Below are 17,240 nucleotides of genomic sequence, written 5' to 3'. Positions count from 1 at the left end.
AATGGCAAAGGTTGAAATTCCTCCCGACTTCATGGCCATCATGGCAAGCAAAGGCGACGCGGTGCTGGCGCAGCTCGCCCGCCATACGGCAGTCGACGCCAGGGGGCGCTACCTGCACTGGCATGAATTCAGGTGGCGCGTCGCCGGCGGCATCGACAAGGAAGTGGCATGGGCTGCCACCCGGCTGGCGCGCGCCTGCTCGCAACACCGCCTGGATGGCCTGCACAGCGAACAGGGCAACGCGCTGGTCTACGCCATCCCTGCCAGCCTGCAGATCCACCTGCATGCCATCGACCGCCTGTGCGCGCCGTTACTGGAAACCGACGACGATGCTGCAGCTGCCGGTCCCGAGCGCAATCGCTATCTGGTCGATGCACTGACCATGGAGGAAGCCATCACCAGCGCCCAGCTGGAAGGCGCGGCGACCACGCGCAAGATCGCCAAGGCCATGCTGGAAAACGAACGTCTGCCCCGCGATGAGGGCGAGCAGATGGTGTTCAACAATTTCCTGCTGATGAAAGCGGCCAAACGCGCCCGGAATGAGCCGCTGTCAGTGGAGCGGATCTGCCGTCTGCACGACATCGCCACCCGCGACACCGGCAATGCGCACGTCCAGCCCGGCAGGCTGCGTGACCATGACGAGGTTGTCGTGCAGGGGCTGCATGGCGACGTGCTGCACCGGCCGCCTCCAGCCAGTCAGCTTGTTTCCAGGCTGCAGCAGCTGTGTGCGTTCGCCAATACGGCTCACGATGGCCTGGACGGACGCCCGTTCATTCATCCGGCGGTCAAGGCCATCATCCTGCATTTCATGCTGGGTTATGAACACCCGTTTACCGATGGCAATGGCCGCACCGCTCGCGCGCTGTTCTACTGGTTCATGCTCAGGCAGGGCTACTGGCCGTTCGAGTACATCTCCATCAGCGCGCTGCTGAAGGAAGCGCCGGTCCAGTATGGCGAGTCATACCTGTTCTGCGAAACCGACGCGTTCGACCTGACCTACTTCATCGACTTCCAGCTGCGCATCATCCACCGGGCCATTCGTCAGTTCCTCGCCCACCTGCAGCGCAAGCAGCAAGAGCATGCCGAGTTGCTGTGCTGGCTGGACACCCAGGGCATCGCCGACACGCTGAATGCACGACAGGGCCTGCTGCTGCGCAAGGCATTGCGCCATCCGGGCCGGGCCTTCACCGTCAAGGAGGTGAAGCACGATTTCGGCGTTACCGAAAACACTGCGCGCGCCGACCTGCAGAAGCTGGTGTCACTGCAGGCGCTGGTACCGGCCAGGGAAGGCAAGACCATCCGCTACATCGCCCATGTCGATGCCCGCAATCTGCTGCGCCAGACGTAAGCACGGGATGCCGGGTCGCATGACCTGACACCCCGCCGGCGCGGCTACCTGCGACCGCGCGGCTTTCCCGCTGCAGCCGCCTGCCTGCCGCCGCCCGACTTGCCGGCCGGCCGGCCCCCGCCACCACTGCGCGGTTTTGCCGCCACCGGCGGCGCATGGTGATAAGCCCGCTCCTGCCATGCCGGCCCGCTGCGCCCGCCGCCCGGCTGCTGCGACGGCACCAGATGCCAGGGCCCATTGCCGATCAGGTCACCCCGGCCCATGTTCAGCAATGCCTCGCGCAGCAAGGGCCAGTTGTCCGGATCGTGATAGCGCAGAAAGGCTTTGTGCAGCTTGCGCCGGTAACCGTCCTTGATCACATCGACCTTTTCCGAGCTGCGTCCGATCTTTTTCAGCGGATTGCGCCCGGTATGCCACATGGTGGTGGCCAGCGACATTGGCGTCGGCGTGAACGACTGCACCTGATCGGGGCGGAAGCCGTTGTGCTTCAGCCACAGCGCCAGGTTCAGCATGTCGCGATCCGACGTGCCCGGATGCGCGGCAATGAAATACGGCACCAGATACTGTTTCTTGCCCGCCTGCTTCGAGAAGCGCTCGAACAGCTCCTTGAAGCGCTCATAGGTGCCGATGCCCGGCTTCATCATCTTCGACAGCGGACCTTCCTCGGTATGCTCCGGGGCGATCTTCAGCAGCCCGCTGACATGGTGGGTCACCAGTTCCTTGATGTATTCCGGCGAGCGCACCGCCAGGTCGTAGCGCAGGCCGGAGCCGATGGTCACACGCTTGACGCCGGGCAGCGTGCGCACCTTGCGGTACAGCTGGATCAGCGGCCCGTGGTCGGTACCGAGGTTTTCGCAGATGCCCGGATAGACACAGGACAGCCGGCGACAGGACGACTCGATCTTCGGGTCCTTGCACGCCAGCCGGTACATGTTTGCGGTCGGCCCGCCGAGGTCGGTGATATGGCCGGTGAAACCGTGGGTCTTGTCGCGGATATCCTCGATTTCCTTGAGGATGCTTTCCTCGCTGCGACTCTGGATGATGCGTCCCTCGTGTTCGGTGATCGAACAGAAGGTACAGCCACCAAAACAGCCGCGCATGATATTGACCGAAAAACGGATCATGTCCCAGGCAGGGAAGCGCGCATCGCCATAGCTCGGGTGCGGGTTGCGCGCATAGTGCAGCCCGAACACATAGTCCATTTCCTCGGTGGTCAGCGGGATCGGCGGCGGCGAGATCCAGACATCGCGATTGCCATGCTGCTGGATCAGCACGCGGGCGTTGCCCGGGTTCGACTCCAGATGCAGCGTGCGGCTTGCATGCGCATACAGCACCGGATCGTAGGCGACCGCCTCGTAAGCCGGAATGCGCACCGCCGTCCGCGTTCGCGTCGCCTTGCGCGCGGCGACCCGCTCGGCGGCGGACACCAGCCGCACCGGCTGCGGCGCGGACGGATCGCTGGCCGTCGCCTGCCTGTCGCCCTCTTCCGCATACGGGTTCTGGTGCGGCTCGACCCGCCCCGGGGTGTCGACCGTGCTCGAATCGACCACGCTCCAGTCATCGCCGGGCAACCAGCCCTGCGGCACCAGGAAAGCGGCGCCACGCACATCGCGCATGTCGGCCAGCCGCTCGCCACGCCCCGCGCGGTGGGCAACCTCGACCAGTGCGCGTTCGGCATTGCCATACAGCAGAATGTCGGCCTTCGAGTAGATCAGCGCCGACTGGCGTACCTTGTCGCTCCAGTAGTCGTACTGGGCAATGCGACGCAGCGAGGCCTCGATGCCGCCGATCATCACCTGCACGCCCGGATAGGCTTCGCGACAGCGCTGCGCATAAACGGCCACCGCACGGTCGGGCCGGCGGTTGGCCTCGGCATTGGCGGTATACGCATCGTCGGAGCGCGGTTTGCGGTCGGCGGTATAGCGGTTGATCATCGAATCCATATTGCCGGCCGACACGGCAAAGAACAGGTTCGGCTGACCAAGCTGGCGGAACGGCTCGGCCGAATGCCAGTCCGGCTGGGCAATGATGCCGACCCGGAATCCCTGTGCCTCGAGCAGCCGGCCAACCAGCGCCATGCCGAAACTCGGATGATCGATATACCCATCGCCGACCACGACAATGATGTCGCAGCTGTCCCAGCCAAGCGCATCCATTTCCCGACGACTCATCGGCAGAAACGGCGCGGGCTCCGGGCTCTCCGCCCAGTATTTCGGGTAGGAGAAGATCGGCAACGGGGGAACGGAATGCGGGGTCATGGACGGCAGGTTCTACGGCAAGGCGCGCATTGTGCCAGATTTGCCCGCCACCGGCACGAAGTGATTGATTTCATTCGGGATAAACCCTCGTGCCAGCGGGGGTAAGGCGCGGCTCGACACACCATGCAGCCGGCATGGCCATGGCCGGACTGATGCCACTGTCAGGCGACGGGGCTAATGCCCGCCCGCATTCGAGAAGACGTTCATGATGACCACCCCGGACAGGATCAGCCCCATGCCGAGCAGGGCCGGCATGTCGAGCTTCTGGCCGAAGACCAGCCACCCGGCCAGCGCCACGATGACAATGCCGACGCCGGACCAGATCGCATAGGCAATGCCGACCGGTATGGTGCGCAAGGTCAGCGAAAGCAGATAAAAAGCCGCGCTGTAGCCGACGACGACCAGCAGCGACGGCCACAGCCTTGAAAAGCCGTCGCTGGATTTCAATGCCGATGTGGCAATGGTTTCACAGACGATGGCAAGCAGCAGAAACACCCAGTTCTTCACGACGACTCCCGACAGCAAGCGGCAGATTCTGCAGCCACATCCGGCAATTCGCCAGTCTTGTCAGTCACCGCGAAATCTGCGCACGGCGGGCCTTGCTGCCGTCGGTCAGACTGCCTTGTTGCGCAGGCTCAGCAGGCTGAACCCCAGCGCCACAAACAGCCCGCCCGAGATCCGGTTGAACAGGCGGACGCGCGATGCACTGGCGAACTGCTGCTTCAGCGCCCGGCCAAGCAGCACATAGACCGCATGGGCCAGCACCGCGCAGCAGGCAAAAGTGCCGGTCAGGACAAAAAACTGGGTCAGGACCGGCGCTTCCCGGGTCAGGAACTGCGGGAACAGCGCGGAGAAGAACAGAATGCCCTTCGGATTGGTCAGCGCAACGGTCATGCCATGGCCGAACAGCCGCCAGTCCGCGCCGGCGCTGGCCGGTGCCTGCGTGCTGGCCATTTCCGAAAACAGGCTCACCTTGCTGCGCCACTGGCGAATGCCCAGGTAGACCAGATAGGCGGCGCCGCCAAGCTTCAGGGCGGTAAAGGCCACGGCCGAAGTCGCCAGCACCACCCCCATGCCCGCCATCGCCACGGCAGACACCAGAAACAGGCCGGCGGCATTGCCCAGCGAACTGATCATCGCCCGGCGCGGGCCGACCGACACCGAATTCGAAATGGCCATCAGCACGGCCGGGCCGGGAGTAAAGGTCACCAGCAGCGCGACGCTGCAGAAGATCAGCCAGTTGGAAAGGTGCACGTTCAATGTCCTGGACAGGGTGGAATGGCCACAGTCTATTGCGATTCGGTTTTCCGCGCCGCCCCGGATCGAATCCAGGCGCCTATTTTCCGCCTGCTTCGCGCAAATGCAGCGTGACCGCCAGCCCGCCGTCGGCCGAACGGGCAAACGACACCCGCCCGCCGCACAGCTCGACAATGCGCGACACGATGGACAGGCCGATGCCCGCGCCCGGCATGCTCTGTCCCGGTGGCCGGAAGAACCGCTCGCCGAGCCGCGCCATCACTGCCGGGTCGACCCCCGGCCCGTCGTCGCTGACCGTCAGCCGTGTGCCGTCAATATCGATCCACACCTTGCCATCGGGCCGGCCGTAGCGTCGTGCATTGTCGACCAGATTGCGCACCGCCAGCGCCAGCCAGTCACAGCGTCCCCAGACCGGCAATGGCGTGCCGACCCGCCGCTCGACCCGTTCGCCACCATGGCGCTCGTATTCGTCCACACAGGCGGCCAGATCGATGATTTCCAGTGACGGATGGGTATCGTGGTCGAGCCGGGCCAGTTCCAGCAACTGGGCGACCAGCCGGCCGGCATTGGCCGTGGCCGAACGGGCATTGGCCAGCGCCCGCACCCGCGCCTCGTCGCGCGAGGTGCTGGCCGCCAGATCGAGGCTGGCCTGGATACCGGCCAGCGGCGTACGCAATTCGTGCGCGGCATCGGCGACAAAGCGCCGTTCACGCTCGATCCGGGCCGCCAGCGCATGCTGGTGCCGGTTCAGCGCCTCGCGCAACGGCAGCGCCTCGCGAGGCACCGCGGTCGCAAACGGCGACAGGTCGTCGGCCGGCCGCGACTGTACCTCGCGGGCAAAGGCGTTCAACGGCTGCAGGCCGCGCCACACCCCCCACAGCGTCCACGGAATCAGCAGCCCGAATGCCAGCAGCAGCGGGACCAGGATATCGTCGGCCACTTCCAGCGCCAGCTCGGTCTCCACCGCATGCGGCACGCCGACCACGACCAGCCGGGTGCCGACCCGCTCACCGTACAGCATCCAGTCATGGTCATCGAGGCGGATGGTATGGCTGCCGAGCAGCGGCGGCAGCGGCAGGGACGGCCCCTGCGAATCGAGCAGGCCGCCATCGGCGCCGTAAACCGCATACCCGCTGTCGGGCCGCTTGATCTTCTTGTGCTCGCGCCTGTGCGAATCCCGGTCCAGATGCAGCTCGATCGCATCGGCATGCTGGATGTCGTACAACTGCGTGGCACGCCGCAGTTCGCCCTTCAGCAGATCGCGGACCTCGTGCCGGACCTGGACTGTCACCGTCACCATCACCACGGCGCCGGCAACGACAATGCCGACCGCCAGCCGCAGACAGACCCGCAGCAGCAGTGAATGGCGCCACCCCGTCAGCCAGCGGATCATGCCAGCCGCCAGCCGAGGCCACGCTCGTTGACGATGCGCCCCTCACCGAGTTTGCGCCGCAGCCGGGACAGGTGAACGGCAAACGGATTGCTGCTGTGCTCGGGCATGTCGTCGTAGATATGCTGCTCCAGATGGGACTGCGACAGGGTCGCCCCGCGATGGGTGACAAAAGCATGCAGCATGCGCAGCTCGACCCCGGTCAGTTCCAGTGGCTCGCCGCCCAGCCACGCCTGGCTGGCGTCGCAGGCCACTTCGATATCGCCCCAGCGATCGCGCTCCACCGTCACCGGCGCAATCCGCCGCTGCAGCGCCCGGACCCGGGCCAGCAGCTCGGCCAGGTCGAACGGTTTGACCAGGTAGTCGTCCGCGCCGAGGTTCAGCCCTTCGATGCGGTTCTCCACGCTGTCGCGCGCGGTCAGCACCAGTACCGGCAGTTCGCTGCCGTGTGCGCGCAGCCAGGCCAGCAGCGCGGTGCCGTCCAGCCCTGGCAGGCCAAGGTCGAGAATCACCAGTGCCGGCTCCGGCCCGGCAGCGAGACGATCGCGCGCGGCCAGCCCGTCGGCAATCCACTCCGCCTCGAAACCGGCGTCAGCCATGGCGTCGGACAGGGTTTCGCCAAGGATGCGGTCATCCTCGACGATCAGGCAGCGGGGCAGTCGGTCGGTATCCATCGGCATGGCATCCTGGCAAGGCAATACGGTGGCAGTAAATCCGGAGCGGTTTAATCCAGCCTGAAGCTGGCGCCATTATCGGCCAGCGCGCGCCGGGGCGAAACGGCACCGGCGCATTCCTCCATGCAGCCGGAATCGCCACGGGCATACAATGGCGGCTGCCTATTTTTCCTCCCCCGTCCATGATCCGGCCTATCCCCCTTCTGTCCCTGCTGGTTGCCGCTGCCCTCGCCGGCTGCGCCACCCAGACTCCGGCTCCCGTCGCCCCGGCCCCGACCGCCAGGCCGGCCGAGCCCGTCACCCCGGAAGTGCTGTTCCCGGAACCGGCCCCCGAGCCGGTCCCGGAACCGGCCACACCGACACCGCCGGTCACCGCACCAGCCGGCACGCCGCACCCGACCGGCATGCCGGCCTTCCCGGCCTATCCGAACGAAGCGGCGGCCCGTGCCGCCGTGCAGCGTCTGCTGCCCGGCAATGTGCGCGATCGCGCCGGCTGGACCAACGATATCGTCAATGCCTTCAGCGCCCTGCACCTGTCCTATCGCGCCGACAACTTCTGCGCCGTGATGGCAATCATCGAGCAGGAATCGCTGTGGCAGGCTGACCGGGCGATTCCGGGCCTGAACCAGATGGTGTGGAAGGAAATCGAGACCCGGCGGCAGAAATACCTGATTCCGAAGCTGGTGCTGGACGCCGCGCTGCTGAAACATTCGCCGAACGGGCGCAGCTACAAGGACCGCATCGACTCGCTGCGCACCGAACGCGAAATGAACGACCTGTTCGGCGACATGATCGACGAACTGCCGTACGGCAAGACGCTGCTGGCCGGCAAGAACCCGATCCGCACCGGAGGGCCGATGCAGGTCAGCGTCGCCTTTGCCGAGCAGCAGGCGAAATACCGTCCGTATCCGTACCCGAAGAAGGGCACGATCCGCGACGAAGTGTTTACCCGTCGTGGCGGCATCTATTTCGGCACCTCGATCCTGCTCGACTACCCGGCGCCGTACTCGCAGATGCGCTATCGCTTCGCCGACTTCAACGCCGGCCGCTACGCCAGCCGCAATGCCGCCTTCCAGCAGGCAGTCGCCCGGCTCAGCGGTCGCAGGCTGTCGGCCGACGGCGATATCCTCAGTTACGACGGCGGCTCGGCCGGTGCCAGCGACACCCGGGCAGCCGTCCTGTCGCTGGCTGGCCGGCTCGGCCTGTCAGCGGGCGAGATCCAGCGCGATCTGAAGCTGGAGAAGGTCGGCCCGTTCGCCACCACCCCGACCTACCAGCGCCTGTTCGCACTGGCCGACCGCCAGTACGGCCACCAGCCGCGCGAAACGCTGCCGCAGATCCAGCTGACCGGCCCGAAGATCCAGCGCAAGATCACCACCGCCTGGTTTGCCGACCGGGTCGAAGGGCGCTATCGCAGTTGCCTTGCACGGCGATAGCCACACTCAGGCACCGGTCCGGTCCCTGTCTGCGCGCAGGCTGGCGGTAAAAGCCTGTGCGTCGGGAAAGAACGCCAGGAAATCGGTCTCGAAGCCGGCGTAGTCGTCCAGCAGTTCGAGGCCGCCGCCGGCCAGCGGATTGGCCCGCCGCAGCCGGTGCTGCGACATCCGGTCCAGCGCGGTGGCAATCGCGCGCGGATCGCGATAGCTGGCCAGCCAGTCCTGGGCGGCCATGTACGGCGCGACATCGCCGAACGAGGCCGGCAACTCGCCGGCGCGCTCGGCGACCAGCCCGTAAACGCTTCGGGTGTAGACGCGCAGCGGTTCATCGCGATAACGCGCCCAGTGCACGGCAAGGAAATGGTCATAGAACATGTCGACCATCACCCCGGCATAGCGGCGACGCAGGGTGCTGACCCGCTCGCGGCTCTGCCGGAATGCCGGGTGCGCATCCGCGTAGAGGTCGATCGCACGGTGCAGGCGTACCCCGGCAGCCAGGTCAGCCGGCAGCGAGCCCGGCAGCACGCCCTTGACGAAATCACCGGCCAGCCCGCCCAGCCGGTCGGCCGGGTCGTCGCCGGCCAGTACCAGGTGCGCCAGATAGTTCATGCCCTTCCCCCTGCGTTCGTTGCCGGCAAGGCCCGCGCCGTGGCGCGGACCAGATTCCAGATGACCTCGGCCGCCAGTGACAGCGAGCGGTTGTGACGTCTGGCCAGCATGATCTGCCGCGTAACCTGCGGCAACAGCGGCAAGGCCAGCAGCCCGGCATTGTCCGGCAGCGGCAGGGCCAGCGCCGGCATCACCGAAATGCCGATGCCCGCCTCGACCAGCCGGAACACCGTGGTCGCGTGCCCGACCTCCTGCGCGATCTCGCAGACAATTTTCCGTTCGGCCAGCACCCGGTCGATCAGTGGCCGGCTGCCGGAGTGACAATCGAGCAGCACCAGCCGTTCGCCGGCCAGCGCCTCCCAGCGTACCGCGTGCTGGCCGGCCAGCCGGTGACCGCTCGGGCAGATCAGGCAGAACGGATCGGTCAGTACCGTCTCCAGCTCCAGTTCGTCATGCCGGATCGGATCGACGATTACGGCAAAGTCCACCTCGCCATCGCGCACCGCCTCCAGCACCTGCCGCTGTGCCAGATCATGCAGCACCAGCCGGACCTGCGGGTATTGCCGGTTCGATTCGGCAATGACCGTCGGCATCAGGCTGGCGGAAATCGTCGGTGCGCAGGCGACCTGCACCCGGCCGCTGCGCTGTGCGCTGCGGCTGCGCGCCGTCAGCAGCAGGGTGTCGAGTTCCCCCAGCAGCCGTTCCAGCTCACCGGCCAGCACCCGGCCTTCCGGCGTGGTTTCGACATCGCGCGTGGTGCGATCCACCAGGCGGACCGCCAGTTCGGCCTCCAGCTCACGCAGGCAGCGGCTGACTGCCGACTGGGTCAGACCGATTTCGGCACCGGCACGGCCAAAGCCACGATGGCGGACGACGGCCAGAAATACGCGCAGCTGGCGCAAGGTAATGTTCATGCGTGAAATTCATCAATGCATCTGATAAATGAATTTGTATCCTATTCGGTTTCGCGGTGAAATGCAGCGCATGACGGCCATCCCGCCGTATTCCTGTCCTCCACCTCCGCCGGAACCTGCCATGAGACGTCCCCGCTTCCTGCCGGACAATTTCACCCTCGCGCTGGTCGCCACCGTCATTCTCGCCAGCCTGCTGCCGTGCGAAGGCCGGGTCGCCGAGACTTTCGATCTGATCACCAATCTCGCCATCGGGCTGCTGTTCTTCCTGCATGGCGCCAAGCTGCCGCGCGAAGCGGTGGTCGCCGGCATCACCCACTGGCGGCTGCATCTGGTGGTCCTGCTGTGCACCTTTGCCGTTTTCCCGCTGCTGGGCCTGGCGCTCGGCCCGCTGCTGAAGCCGATGCTGACCCCGGAGCTTTACCTCGGTGTGCTGTTCCTGTGCACGCTGCCGTCCACCGTGCAGTCGTCGATCGCCTTTACCTCGGTCGCGCGCGGCAATGTCCCGGCGGCCATCTGCAGCGCCTCGGCATCGAACCTGATCGGGATTTTCCTGACCCCGCTGATCGGCGGGCTGATTTTCGCCAGCCAGGGTGGCGGCTCGTTCTCGTATGACGCGATCGGCAAGATCGTGCTGCAACTGCTGGTGCCGTTCATCGCCGGCCAGATCGCCCGGCGCTGGATCGGCGCCTGGGTCGACCGCCACAAGCCGGTGCTGAAGTTCGTCGACCAGGGCTCGATCCTGCTGGTGGTATATACCGCCTTCAGCGAAGCGGTGATCCAGGGGCTGTGGCACACCACGCCGCTGCCGGCGCTGGCCGGGCTGGTCGTCGCCAGCGGGCTGCTGCTGGCGCTGATCATGACCATTACCGTGGTCGGCAGCCGCAAGCTGGGCTTCGACAAGGAGGACGAGATTGCCATCGTGTTCTGTGGCTCGAAGAAAAGTCTCGCCAGCGGCGTGCCGATCGCCAAGGTGCTGTTCGCCGCCCATGCGGTCGGCGGCATCGTGCTGCCGCTGATGATCTTCCACCAGATCCAGTTGATGGTCTGCGCAGTGATCGCACAGCGCTATGCGCGCCGCGATCGCCGGCCGGAATCAGGTTTCACGCAACAGGCATAAAGAAAACGGGCACCGTGAGGTGCCCGTTTTACGCTGACATGCAGCGACTGTCAGTCCTTGGTGTAGACGACTTCCCAGCCATTGAGCTCGTCGTCTTCCTCGTCCCAGTCGTCGTCATCATCCACCAGCGTGCCGTCACGCAGCACGGCGATCAGCTCCTGCATGTCGTCAGGAATGCGCGAACGCCAGCCCATCAGCTTCTTGCTGTCCGGATGGATCAGCGCCAACCTGGCCGCGTGCAGCGCCTGGCGGCCAAAATCAGCCAGCGCGCCGCGCACTTCCGGCGTGGCCGGCAGACGGGGGTTGCCGTACACCGGATCGGCAGCCAGCGGGCAGCCGATATGGGCCATGTGCACGCGAATCTGGTGCGTGCGGCCGGTTTCCAGCCGGCACTCGACCAGCGTGTGATGCTCGAAGCGTTCCAGCGGCCGGACATGGGTGATGGCCGGCTTGCCGCCGTGCGACAGCACCGCCATCTTGATCCGGTTGCGCGGATCGCGACCGATCGGCTGGTTGACGGTAATGTCGCCCGCCACGTCACCGCAGGCGATGGCGCGGTAGTGGCGCTTGACCGTGCGGGCCTGCAGCTGACGAATCAGGTCCAGCTGCGCGGCCACGGTCTTGGCGACCACCAGCAGACCGCTGGTATCCTTGTCGAGCCGGTGGACAATGCCTGCACGCGGTACGAAACGCAGCGCCGGCACGTGGAAAAGCAGCCCGTTGAGCAGGGTGCCGCTCCAGTTGCCGCTGCCGGGATGGGTCACCATGCCGGCGGGTTTGTCGACCACGAGGATGTGGTCGTCCTGATACACGATGGGGATGTCGAGGTCTTCCGGCGCAAATGCCAGTTCTTCCTGTGACAGCTGTTCATCCACTTCGATTTGCTGGCCAATGATGACCCGCGTTTTGGGTACCGTAACGGTAAGACCGTCCACTCGCACATGGCCATCCTTGATCCATTGCGACAGCCGGCTGCGCGACTGATCGGTGATCAGTGCGGCAAGAGCGGCATCAAGACGGTCCCCGGCCAATTCGGCCGGTATGCTGAGGACACGAGATTCGACGATATCGTTATAATCGTCGAACTTTGCAACGAGATCGGTCATGAAAAATATTGCGGTTGTGATGCTGATTGTGGCGGGCCTGGCCGGCTGCGCCAGTTCGTCCGAGCCGAACGACGAGACGCGCGGCTGGCCGGTGGAAAAGCTCTATTATGAAGCGCATGACGAGCTGAACAGCGGAAATTATACGCGGTCGATCAAGCTCTACGAAACGCTGGAGGCGCGCTTCCCGTACGGACGGTATGCGCAACAGGCCCAGATGGACCTGGCCTACGCGCATTTCAAGGACCAGGAGCCTGCGCTGGCGCTGGCTGCCTGCGACCGTTTCATCAAGCTGCACCCGGCGCATGCGAACGTCGACTACATCTATTACCTTAAGGGCCTGATCAACTACAACGAGGACGGCGGCATCCTGGCCAAGTACACCGGACAGGACCGTGCCGAGCGTGACCCGAAGGCCGCCCGTGAATCCTACCTGGCATTCAACGAGCTGGTTACCCGCTTCCCGGACAGCAAGTATGCGCCCGATGCGCGGGAAAAGATGACCAATCTGGTTTACGGTCTGGCCGAGCATGACCTGTTCGTGTCGCGCTACTACATGCGCCGCGGTGCCTACATCGCGGCAGCAAACCGCGCCCAGAACATGGTGAAGGAATTCTCCGACACGCCGTTCGTCGAAGAAGCGCTGGCCATCATGGTCACCGCCTACGACAAGCTCGGGCAGCCCCAGCTGAGCGACGACAGCAAGCGCGTGCTGGCGAAGAACTACCCGAACAGCCAGTATCTGGAAAAGAACTGGACCCCGCGTCAGGTGCCCTGGTACCAGTTCTGGTAACAGCAGGTTCCCGATGACGAAACGACGGCCGGACTTCCCCCCGGCCGTCGTTTCGTCGCGTCCCGCCGACCCGCATGGTAAGGTTCGAGCACGCCCGTGCGCGGCCACAAGCCCCGCTCCGGTCGTCCATTCCCGTTCATCACCTTGCCGGTCACCCCGGCCATCGCCATGCAGACCCTCTCTTCCCTTCTCGCCGACTGGCCCGCTCCGCCGCACGTCCGGACCCTGATCACCACACGGACCGGCGGAGTCAGCACCGGCCCGTATACCGGCTTCAATGTCGGCACCCATGTCGGCGACGACCCGGTTGCGGTGGCCGCCAACCGCGCCTCGCTGCGCCTGCATGTGCCGGTCGAACCGGCCTGGCTGAACCAGGTACATGGCACGACCGTGGTCGATGCCGCCACGGTCTCCACCAGCGAACCGCCGGCCGCTGACGCCAGCATCGCCCGGGGCCCAGGTGCGGTGTGCGCCATCATGACCGCCGACTGCCTGCCGGTCCTGCTCAGTGATCGCGCCGGCAGCGTGGTCGGCGCAGCCCATGCCGGCTGGCGCGGCCTGTGCGATGGCGTGATCGAGGCCACGGTCGAGGCAATGCAGCGTCCGGCCGGCGAGCTGCAGGCCTGGCTCGGGCCGGCCATCGGCCCCGATGCCTTCGAGGTCGGCGCCGAGGTCCGCGCCGCCTTTGTGTCCCGGGATGCGGATGCCGCACAGGCCTTTCACGCCATACCGGACGGAAAATACCTGGCCGACATCTACCTGCTGGCCCGCCGGCGTCTGGCCCGGCTCGGCATCACCGCCGTCCATGGCGGCGAGCACTGCACGGTGACCGATCGTGACCGCTTCTTTTCCTACCGCCGCGACCGCGTGACCGGCCGCATGGTATCGCTGATCTGGCTTGAGGGCTGAACAGCGATGGACGACATCGTGCATCGCGCCCTGGCCAGATGGCCGAACGTCCCTGACGTCTACGGCTGGTTGACGCTCGATGCGCGCGGCCACTGGTGGATACGCGATGCGCGACTCGATCACCCGGCCACGCTGGCCTTTATCGCCCGCAACTACCAGCCGGACGCACAGGGCGCCTGGTTTTTCCAGAATGGTCCGCAACGGGTATTTGCCCGCCTCGGGGCAGCGCCGTTCGTGGCCCGCCTCGCCCCCGGACTGCAGACCCGCCCCGATACCGCCCTGCTGCCGCACGAAGCATGGCTGACCGCGGAGGGCGACCTGTTCCTGTATGCCGGACCGGGCCGGGTCGCCCTGCTCGACGGTCGTGATCTTGCCCGCGCCGATTTTCTGGCCGCCGATGACCACCCCGGCGACGAAGCCATGCTGCTGGCAGGAAAGATCGACGGCTGGCATGTACGACTTGCGGGTCTGCAGCTGCCGCTTCACGCCGTCGATGCCGCCACGGTGCCGGAACGGGGTGGATTCGTCCGCGATCCGCAGCCGGACTGAGCCGGCTCCGACCACCTCCGCCACATCACATACGGGTAGGATCCTGTCACTGCCCGGCCCCTCTTGCTCCCGCTCCGGCACAACGCTACTATCCGCGAATCAGGCCTTCCTCGGCCTGCCACGCCCGCCGTGGAACCACGGTACGGGCGGGTTTCTGTCTGACGTTTAGGGAACGTAGTTCATGAGCAAGCAAACCGGTACGGTGAAATGGTTTAACGAAACCAAGGGCTTCGGCTTCATTACTCCGGACGAAGGCGGCGACGATCTGTTCGCCCACTTCTCGGAAATCCAGAGCAAGGGTTTCCGGACGCTCGCCGAAGGCGACCGGGTCGAGTATGAAACCAAGACCGGCCCCAAGGGCATCGCCGCAGCCAATATCCAGAAGCTGTAAGCCCCTTCCGGCCCAGAGAGAACCGCGGCATCGTCCGCGGTTTTTTTTCGCCTGCCCGTCCTGGAAATAATGTTCAATAAAATTGAACAATCCGAACCGATTCTTTCGCTATCTTCCCGATTTTGCTGTGCGTAACATGCGTCCATTCACTCAGGAAACAGACGCCAGGAGGGCATCATGCTGACAATCAGACGTGCGGAAGACCGGGGCGTCGCCGAGTTCGGCTGGCTGTCCAGCCGCCACACCTTCTCCTTCGGCCAATACCGCAATCCCCGTTTCGACGGCTATTCGGACCTGCTGGTCATCAATGATGACGTGGTATCGCCGGGCCAGGGCTTCGGCCGGCACGGCCACCGCGACATGGAAATCATCAGCTATGTGCTGGACGGCCAGCTCGAGCACCGCGACAGCCTCGGCAACGGTTCGGTGATGATGCATGGCGACGTCCAGCGCATGAGCGCCGGCACCGGTGTGATGCACAGCGAGTTCAATGCATCGGAAAGCCACTGCGTGCATTTCTACCAGATATGGATCCAGCCGGACCGTGACGGCTATCCGCCGAGCTACGAACAGACCCGGCTCGACCCGGCGGCACTGGCCGGCAGGCTGGCGCTGATCGCAGCGCCGGCCGGCGAAGGCGCCGCCGTCGCGATACACCAGGATGCGCGCCTGCATGCCGGTCGTTTCAGTACCGGCGCACGCCTGACCCATGCACTGCCGGCCCGGCGACGCGGTTATCTGCAACTGGCCCGGGGCTCGCTGACTGTCAACGGGCTGCCGCTCGACGAAGGAGACGGGCTGTTTATCGAGGACGAAGCCCGGCTCGATCTCGAATCGGTCCAGGACAGCGAAGTGCTGCTGTTTGATCTGCGCTGAATCAGGCGTTTCGCCCTGCTCATCGCGCTTTTACCAGGAATCCAGTCATGACCCGCAACGCACCGCTGTTCGCCATCGCCCGCATTCTGATGGCCGTTATCTTCATCATCTCCGGCTTCGGCAAGATTACCGGCTTCGCCGGTACGACGGCCTGGATGGCCTCGATGGGCCTGCCGTTCCCCGCCGTGCTGCTGGTGCTGGCCACCGTGGTCGAGCTCGGTGGCGGCATCGCGCTGGCGCTGGGCTTCCAGGTCCGTTACAGCGCGGCACTGCTGGCCCTGTTCACTCTGGCCATCACGCCAGTCTTCCATGCCTTCTGGGCAGCGGCGCCGGAAGCGGCGGAGATTCAGCAGCTGATGTTCCTGAAGAACCTGGCCATGGCCGGTGGCCTGATCCACATGGCAAACTGGGACTTCAACCGCAGGCAAGCCGCGTAGGCCTGCGACAGAAAAGAGAAAGCCGGACCTTTCCAGGTCCGGCTTTCTTCATGTTCTGGCGGTAGGAAATGGGAGTCGAACCCACCCGGGACCGCTGGCGGCCCCAACTCGGTTTTGAAGACCGGTCGCCCCACCGGGGACGCCTTCCTACCCTTGCCTGCAAGGCCGTGATTATACCGGCATAGCCTGCACCCACAAAGAAAAACCCCCTGTCACGCCATGCGTGACAGGGGGTTGGATTCAGGCTGTATTACAGCGTATTACAGCGGCTGGATCTTGGTGGCTTGCGGGCCCTTTTGGCCACGGCCGGACACGTAGCTGACCTTCTGGCCTTCGGCCAGGGTCTTGAAGCCGTTGCCGGCGATTTCGGAGAAGTGAGCGAACAGATCGTCACCGCCCGCGTCCGGAGTGATGAAGCCAAAGCCCTTAGCGTCGTTGAACCATTTAACGGTACCGGTTTCCATATTATCTTCCTTAAAGATAAAAATTATGCCCTACACATTATGTGTACAGCGAAAACACAGAAATCAAGAAGGGAATATGAACCTGAAGTACCGACGGGCGGAAACTGCAATTGAACCAAACTCCACAACCTTGAAACTCTTGCGCGGAAAGTTATACGCGGGTCAGAAACCCGGGTCAACACTTTTTTTCATCTTTCTGCCCCGCGAAGAGCGGAAAGACGGGCGAGGCGTGATCCCCCGCCGAACTGCGCCGCAAGTCTACCCCAGCGGGGCGCCGCAGGCTATCGCAATACGCCAGGAATTATCAGAAAAGGAAAGCCCGTCGTGTCGACGGGCTGTCTGTACGTCTGGTCTGGCGGCGTTAGCGGATCAGCGGCGGCCGTTGTAGGACGAGTTGTTGGATGCAGGGACATGGGGACGTTCTTCCTTGTGACGGAAGCGGACCCGGCCTTTGCTCAGGTCGTAGGGCGACATCTCGACGGTCACGCGGTCACCGGCCAGCACGCGAATGCGGTGCTTCTTCATCTTGCCGGACGCGTAGGCGGAAATCTCGTGTCCGTTGTTCAGCTTGACCCGGAAGCGGGTATCCGGCAGAACTTCTTCAACGATGCCTTCCATTTCAATCAGTTCTTCTTTAGCCATAATGTTCCTTGTTCGCTCCCGGCTGCTTGATCAGCGGGAAGCAGATAGTAAAGTCGCGCAAAGCCGACCGGCC

At 64.8% G+C, this 17,240-nt stretch carries 19 protein-coding genes and 1 tRNA gene; 9 read left to right on the top strand and 11 right to left on the bottom strand.

All coding sequences use genetic code 11. From position 1 onward, the window contains the following. Position 1 precedes the first annotated feature (1 nt). Positions 2-1,348, top strand: a complete 1,347-nt coding sequence (locus tag ACYVG8_RS17085; RefSeq protein ID WP_112692276.1) for a Fic family protein — start codon at positions 2-4, stop codon at positions 1,346-1,348. A 44-nt stretch (positions 1,349-1,392) separates the two neighbouring features. On the opposite strand, the gene ACYVG8_RS17080 is transcribed toward ACYVG8_RS17085, so the two are convergent. From ACYVG8_RS17080 to ACYVG8_RS17060, 5 genes are all read right to left on the bottom strand, one after another. Further along, positions 1,393-3,606: a YgiQ family radical SAM protein gene (locus tag ACYVG8_RS17080; RefSeq protein WP_028498414.1), complete on the bottom strand. Its 2,214-nt coding sequence runs from the start codon at positions 3,604-3,606 to the stop codon at positions 1,393-1,395. 174 nt (positions 3,607-3,780) lie between these two features. Continuing rightward, positions 3,781-4,113 carry a DMT family transporter gene (locus ACYVG8_RS17075; protein WP_028498415.1) on the bottom strand — a complete coding sequence of 111 codons (333 nt, stop codon included), beginning with the start codon at positions 4,111-4,113 and terminating at the stop codon, positions 3,781-3,783. Positions 4,114-4,218: 105 nt separating this feature from the next. Further along, complete coding sequence (locus tag ACYVG8_RS17070) at positions 4,219-4,860, bottom strand: LysE family translocator (protein ID WP_028498416.1); 642 nt, start codon at positions 4,858-4,860, stop codon at positions 4,219-4,221. An 82-nt stretch (positions 4,861-4,942) separates the two neighbouring features. Continuing rightward, complete coding sequence (locus ACYVG8_RS17065; RefSeq protein WP_460746398.1) at positions 4,943-6,256, bottom strand: ATP-binding protein; 1,314 nt, start codon at positions 6,254-6,256, stop codon at positions 4,943-4,945. Next, positions 6,253-6,927: a response regulator transcription factor gene (locus tag ACYVG8_RS17060; RefSeq protein ID WP_036385281.1), complete on the bottom strand. Its 675-nt coding sequence runs from the start codon at positions 6,925-6,927 to the stop codon at positions 6,253-6,255. Before ACYVG8_RS17060 ends, ACYVG8_RS17065 begins: the two co-directional genes overlap by 4 nt. Before the next feature lie 182 nt (positions 6,928-7,109). Between ACYVG8_RS17060 and ACYVG8_RS17055 the strand changes: the two genes are divergently transcribed. Further along, positions 7,110-8,363: a DUF1615 domain-containing protein gene (locus ACYVG8_RS17055; protein ID WP_460746396.1), complete on the top strand. Its 1,254-nt coding sequence runs from the start codon at positions 7,110-7,112 to the stop codon at positions 8,361-8,363. A 6-nt stretch (positions 8,364-8,369) separates the two neighbouring features. Here ACYVG8_RS17055 and ACYVG8_RS17050 read toward each other — a convergent pair whose 3' ends face one another. Both ACYVG8_RS17050 and ACYVG8_RS17045 read right to left on the bottom strand, forming a co-directional pair. Continuing rightward, on the bottom strand, positions 8,370-8,972 hold the full coding sequence (locus tag ACYVG8_RS17050; protein ID WP_460746395.1) for an acyl carrier protein phosphodiesterase: 603 nt from the start codon (positions 8,970-8,972) through the stop codon (positions 8,370-8,372). Then, complete coding sequence (locus tag ACYVG8_RS17045) at positions 8,969-9,886, bottom strand: LysR family transcriptional regulator (RefSeq protein WP_460746394.1); 918 nt, start codon at positions 9,884-9,886, stop codon at positions 8,969-8,971. Before ACYVG8_RS17045 ends, ACYVG8_RS17050 begins: the two co-directional genes overlap by 4 nt. Positions 9,887-10,007: 121 nt before the next feature. Here ACYVG8_RS17045 and ACYVG8_RS17040 point away from each other — a divergent pair, with 121 nt between their 5' ends. Beyond that, positions 10,008-11,003: a bile acid:sodium symporter family protein gene (locus ACYVG8_RS17040; RefSeq protein WP_028498421.1), complete on the top strand. Its 996-nt coding sequence runs from the start codon at positions 10,008-10,010 to the stop codon at positions 11,001-11,003. Positions 11,004-11,053: 50 nt separating this feature from the next. Here the strand turns inward: ACYVG8_RS17040 and rluD are convergent, their stop codons facing one another. Then, the gene (gene rluD, locus ACYVG8_RS17035; protein ID WP_028498422.1) at positions 11,054-12,109 is read right to left on the bottom strand and encodes a 23S rRNA pseudouridine(1911/1915/1917) synthase RluD; all 1,056 of its coding nucleotides are present in this window, start codon (positions 12,107-12,109) and stop codon (positions 11,054-11,056) included. Between rluD and ACYVG8_RS17030 the strand changes: the two genes are divergently transcribed. The 6 genes from ACYVG8_RS17030 to ACYVG8_RS17005 all read left to right on the top strand — a co-directional run bounded on the left by ACYVG8_RS17030 (position 12,108) and on the right by ACYVG8_RS17005 (position 16,061). Beyond that, positions 12,108-12,899, top strand: coding sequence for an outer membrane protein assembly factor BamD (locus ACYVG8_RS17030; RefSeq protein WP_028498423.1), 792 nt, complete (start codon positions 12,108-12,110; stop codon positions 12,897-12,899). The two genes, rluD and ACYVG8_RS17030, sit on opposite strands and share 2 nt — an antisense overlap. 168 nt (positions 12,900-13,067) lie before the next feature. Then, positions 13,068-13,808 carry a peptidoglycan editing factor PgeF gene (gene pgeF, locus ACYVG8_RS17025; protein WP_107890262.1) on the top strand — a complete coding sequence of 247 codons (741 nt, stop codon included), beginning with the start codon at positions 13,068-13,070 and terminating at the stop codon, positions 13,806-13,808. A 6-nt stretch (positions 13,809-13,814) separates the two neighbouring features. Then, a complete protein-coding gene (locus ACYVG8_RS17020) occupies positions 13,815-14,357 on the top strand; it encodes a DUF2946 family protein (protein ID WP_460746392.1) in 543 nt (180 codons plus the stop codon). Between the two features lie 181 nt (positions 14,358-14,538). After that, complete coding sequence (locus ACYVG8_RS17015; protein ID WP_028498426.1) at positions 14,539-14,748, top strand: cold-shock protein; 210 nt, start codon at positions 14,539-14,541, stop codon at positions 14,746-14,748. 177 nt (positions 14,749-14,925) lie between these two features. After that, a complete protein-coding gene (locus ACYVG8_RS17010; protein WP_460746391.1) occupies positions 14,926-15,624 on the top strand; it encodes a pirin family protein in 699 nt (232 codons plus the stop codon). 47 nt (positions 15,625-15,671) lie between these two features. Continuing rightward, positions 15,672-16,061, top strand: a complete 390-nt coding sequence (locus ACYVG8_RS17005; protein ID WP_107888630.1) for a DoxX family protein — start codon at positions 15,672-15,674, stop codon at positions 16,059-16,061. Between the two features lie 56 nt (positions 16,062-16,117). Here the strand turns inward: ACYVG8_RS17005 and ACYVG8_RS17000 are convergent. The 3 genes from ACYVG8_RS17000 to infA all read right to left on the bottom strand — a co-directional run bounded on the left by ACYVG8_RS17000 (position 16,118) and on the right by infA (position 17,167). After that, positions 16,118-16,213: transfer RNA gene (locus ACYVG8_RS17000), tRNA-Sec, on the bottom strand. Positions 16,214-16,321: 108 nt separating this feature from the next. Further along, complete coding sequence (locus ACYVG8_RS16995; RefSeq protein WP_028498429.1) at positions 16,322-16,525, bottom strand: cold-shock protein; 204 nt, start codon at positions 16,523-16,525, stop codon at positions 16,322-16,324. A gap of 369 nt (positions 16,526-16,894) precedes the next feature. Continuing rightward, positions 16,895-17,167, bottom strand: coding sequence for a translation initiation factor IF-1 (infA, locus tag ACYVG8_RS16990; protein WP_028498430.1), 273 nt, complete (start codon positions 17,165-17,167; stop codon positions 16,895-16,897). Positions 17,168-17,240: the final 73 nt, after the last annotated feature.

Source organism: Microvirgula curvata (assembly GCF_054781615.1).
This window is presented reverse-complemented; position numbering and strand designations above follow the sequence as displayed.

Bases quoted from the DNA above. Each gene is read 5' to 3' on its own strand.
- pgeF (WP_107890262.1), top strand. From the start codon at position 13,068: ATGCAGACCCTCTCTTCCCTTCTCGCCGACTGGCCCGCTCCGCCGCAC.
- ACYVG8_RS17045 (WP_460746394.1), bottom strand. From the start codon at position 9,886: ATGAACATTACCTTGCGCCAGCTGCGCGTATTTCTGGCCGTCGTCCGC.
- ACYVG8_RS17060 (WP_036385281.1), bottom strand. From the start codon at position 6,927: ATGGATACCGACCGACTGCCCCGCTGCCTGATCGTCGAGGATGACCGC.
- ACYVG8_RS16995 (WP_028498429.1), bottom strand. From the start codon at position 16,525: ATGGAAACCGGTACCGTTAAATGGTTCAACGACGCTAAGGGCTTTGGC.
- ACYVG8_RS17050 (WP_460746395.1), bottom strand. From the start codon at position 8,972: ATGAACTATCTGGCGCACCTGGTACTGGCCGGCGACGACCCGGCCGAC.
- ACYVG8_RS17065 (WP_460746398.1), bottom strand. From the start codon at position 6,256: ATGATCCGCTGGCTGACGGGGTGGCGCCATTCACTGCTGCTGCGGGTC.
- ACYVG8_RS17080 (WP_028498414.1), bottom strand. From the start codon at position 3,606: ATGACCCCGCATTCCGTTCCCCCGTTGCCGATCTTCTCCTACCCGAAA.
- ACYVG8_RS17020 (WP_460746392.1), top strand. From the start codon at position 13,815: ATGGACGACATCGTGCATCGCGCCCTGGCCAGATGGCCGAACGTCCCT.
- rluD (WP_028498422.1), bottom strand. From the start codon at position 12,109: ATGACCGATCTCGTTGCAAAGTTCGACGATTATAACGATATCGTCGAA.
- ACYVG8_RS17015 (WP_028498426.1), top strand. From the start codon at position 14,539: ATGAGCAAGCAAACCGGTACGGTGAAATGGTTTAACGAAACCAAGGGC.
- ACYVG8_RS17055 (WP_460746396.1), top strand. From the start codon at position 7,110: ATGATCCGGCCTATCCCCCTTCTGTCCCTGCTGGTTGCCGCTGCCCTC.
- ACYVG8_RS17085 (WP_112692276.1), top strand. From the start codon at position 2: ATGGCAAAGGTTGAAATTCCTCCCGACTTCATGGCCATCATGGCAAGC.
- ACYVG8_RS17010 (WP_460746391.1), top strand. From the start codon at position 14,926: ATGCTGACAATCAGACGTGCGGAAGACCGGGGCGTCGCCGAGTTCGGC.
- infA (WP_028498430.1), bottom strand. From the start codon at position 17,167: ATGGCTAAAGAAGAACTGATTGAAATGGAAGGCATCGTTGAAGAAGTT.
- ACYVG8_RS17005 (WP_107888630.1), top strand. From the start codon at position 15,672: ATGACCCGCAACGCACCGCTGTTCGCCATCGCCCGCATTCTGATGGCC.
- ACYVG8_RS17040 (WP_028498421.1), top strand. From the start codon at position 10,008: ATGAGACGTCCCCGCTTCCTGCCGGACAATTTCACCCTCGCGCTGGTC.
- ACYVG8_RS17030 (WP_028498423.1), top strand. From the start codon at position 12,108: ATGAAAAATATTGCGGTTGTGATGCTGATTGTGGCGGGCCTGGCCGGC.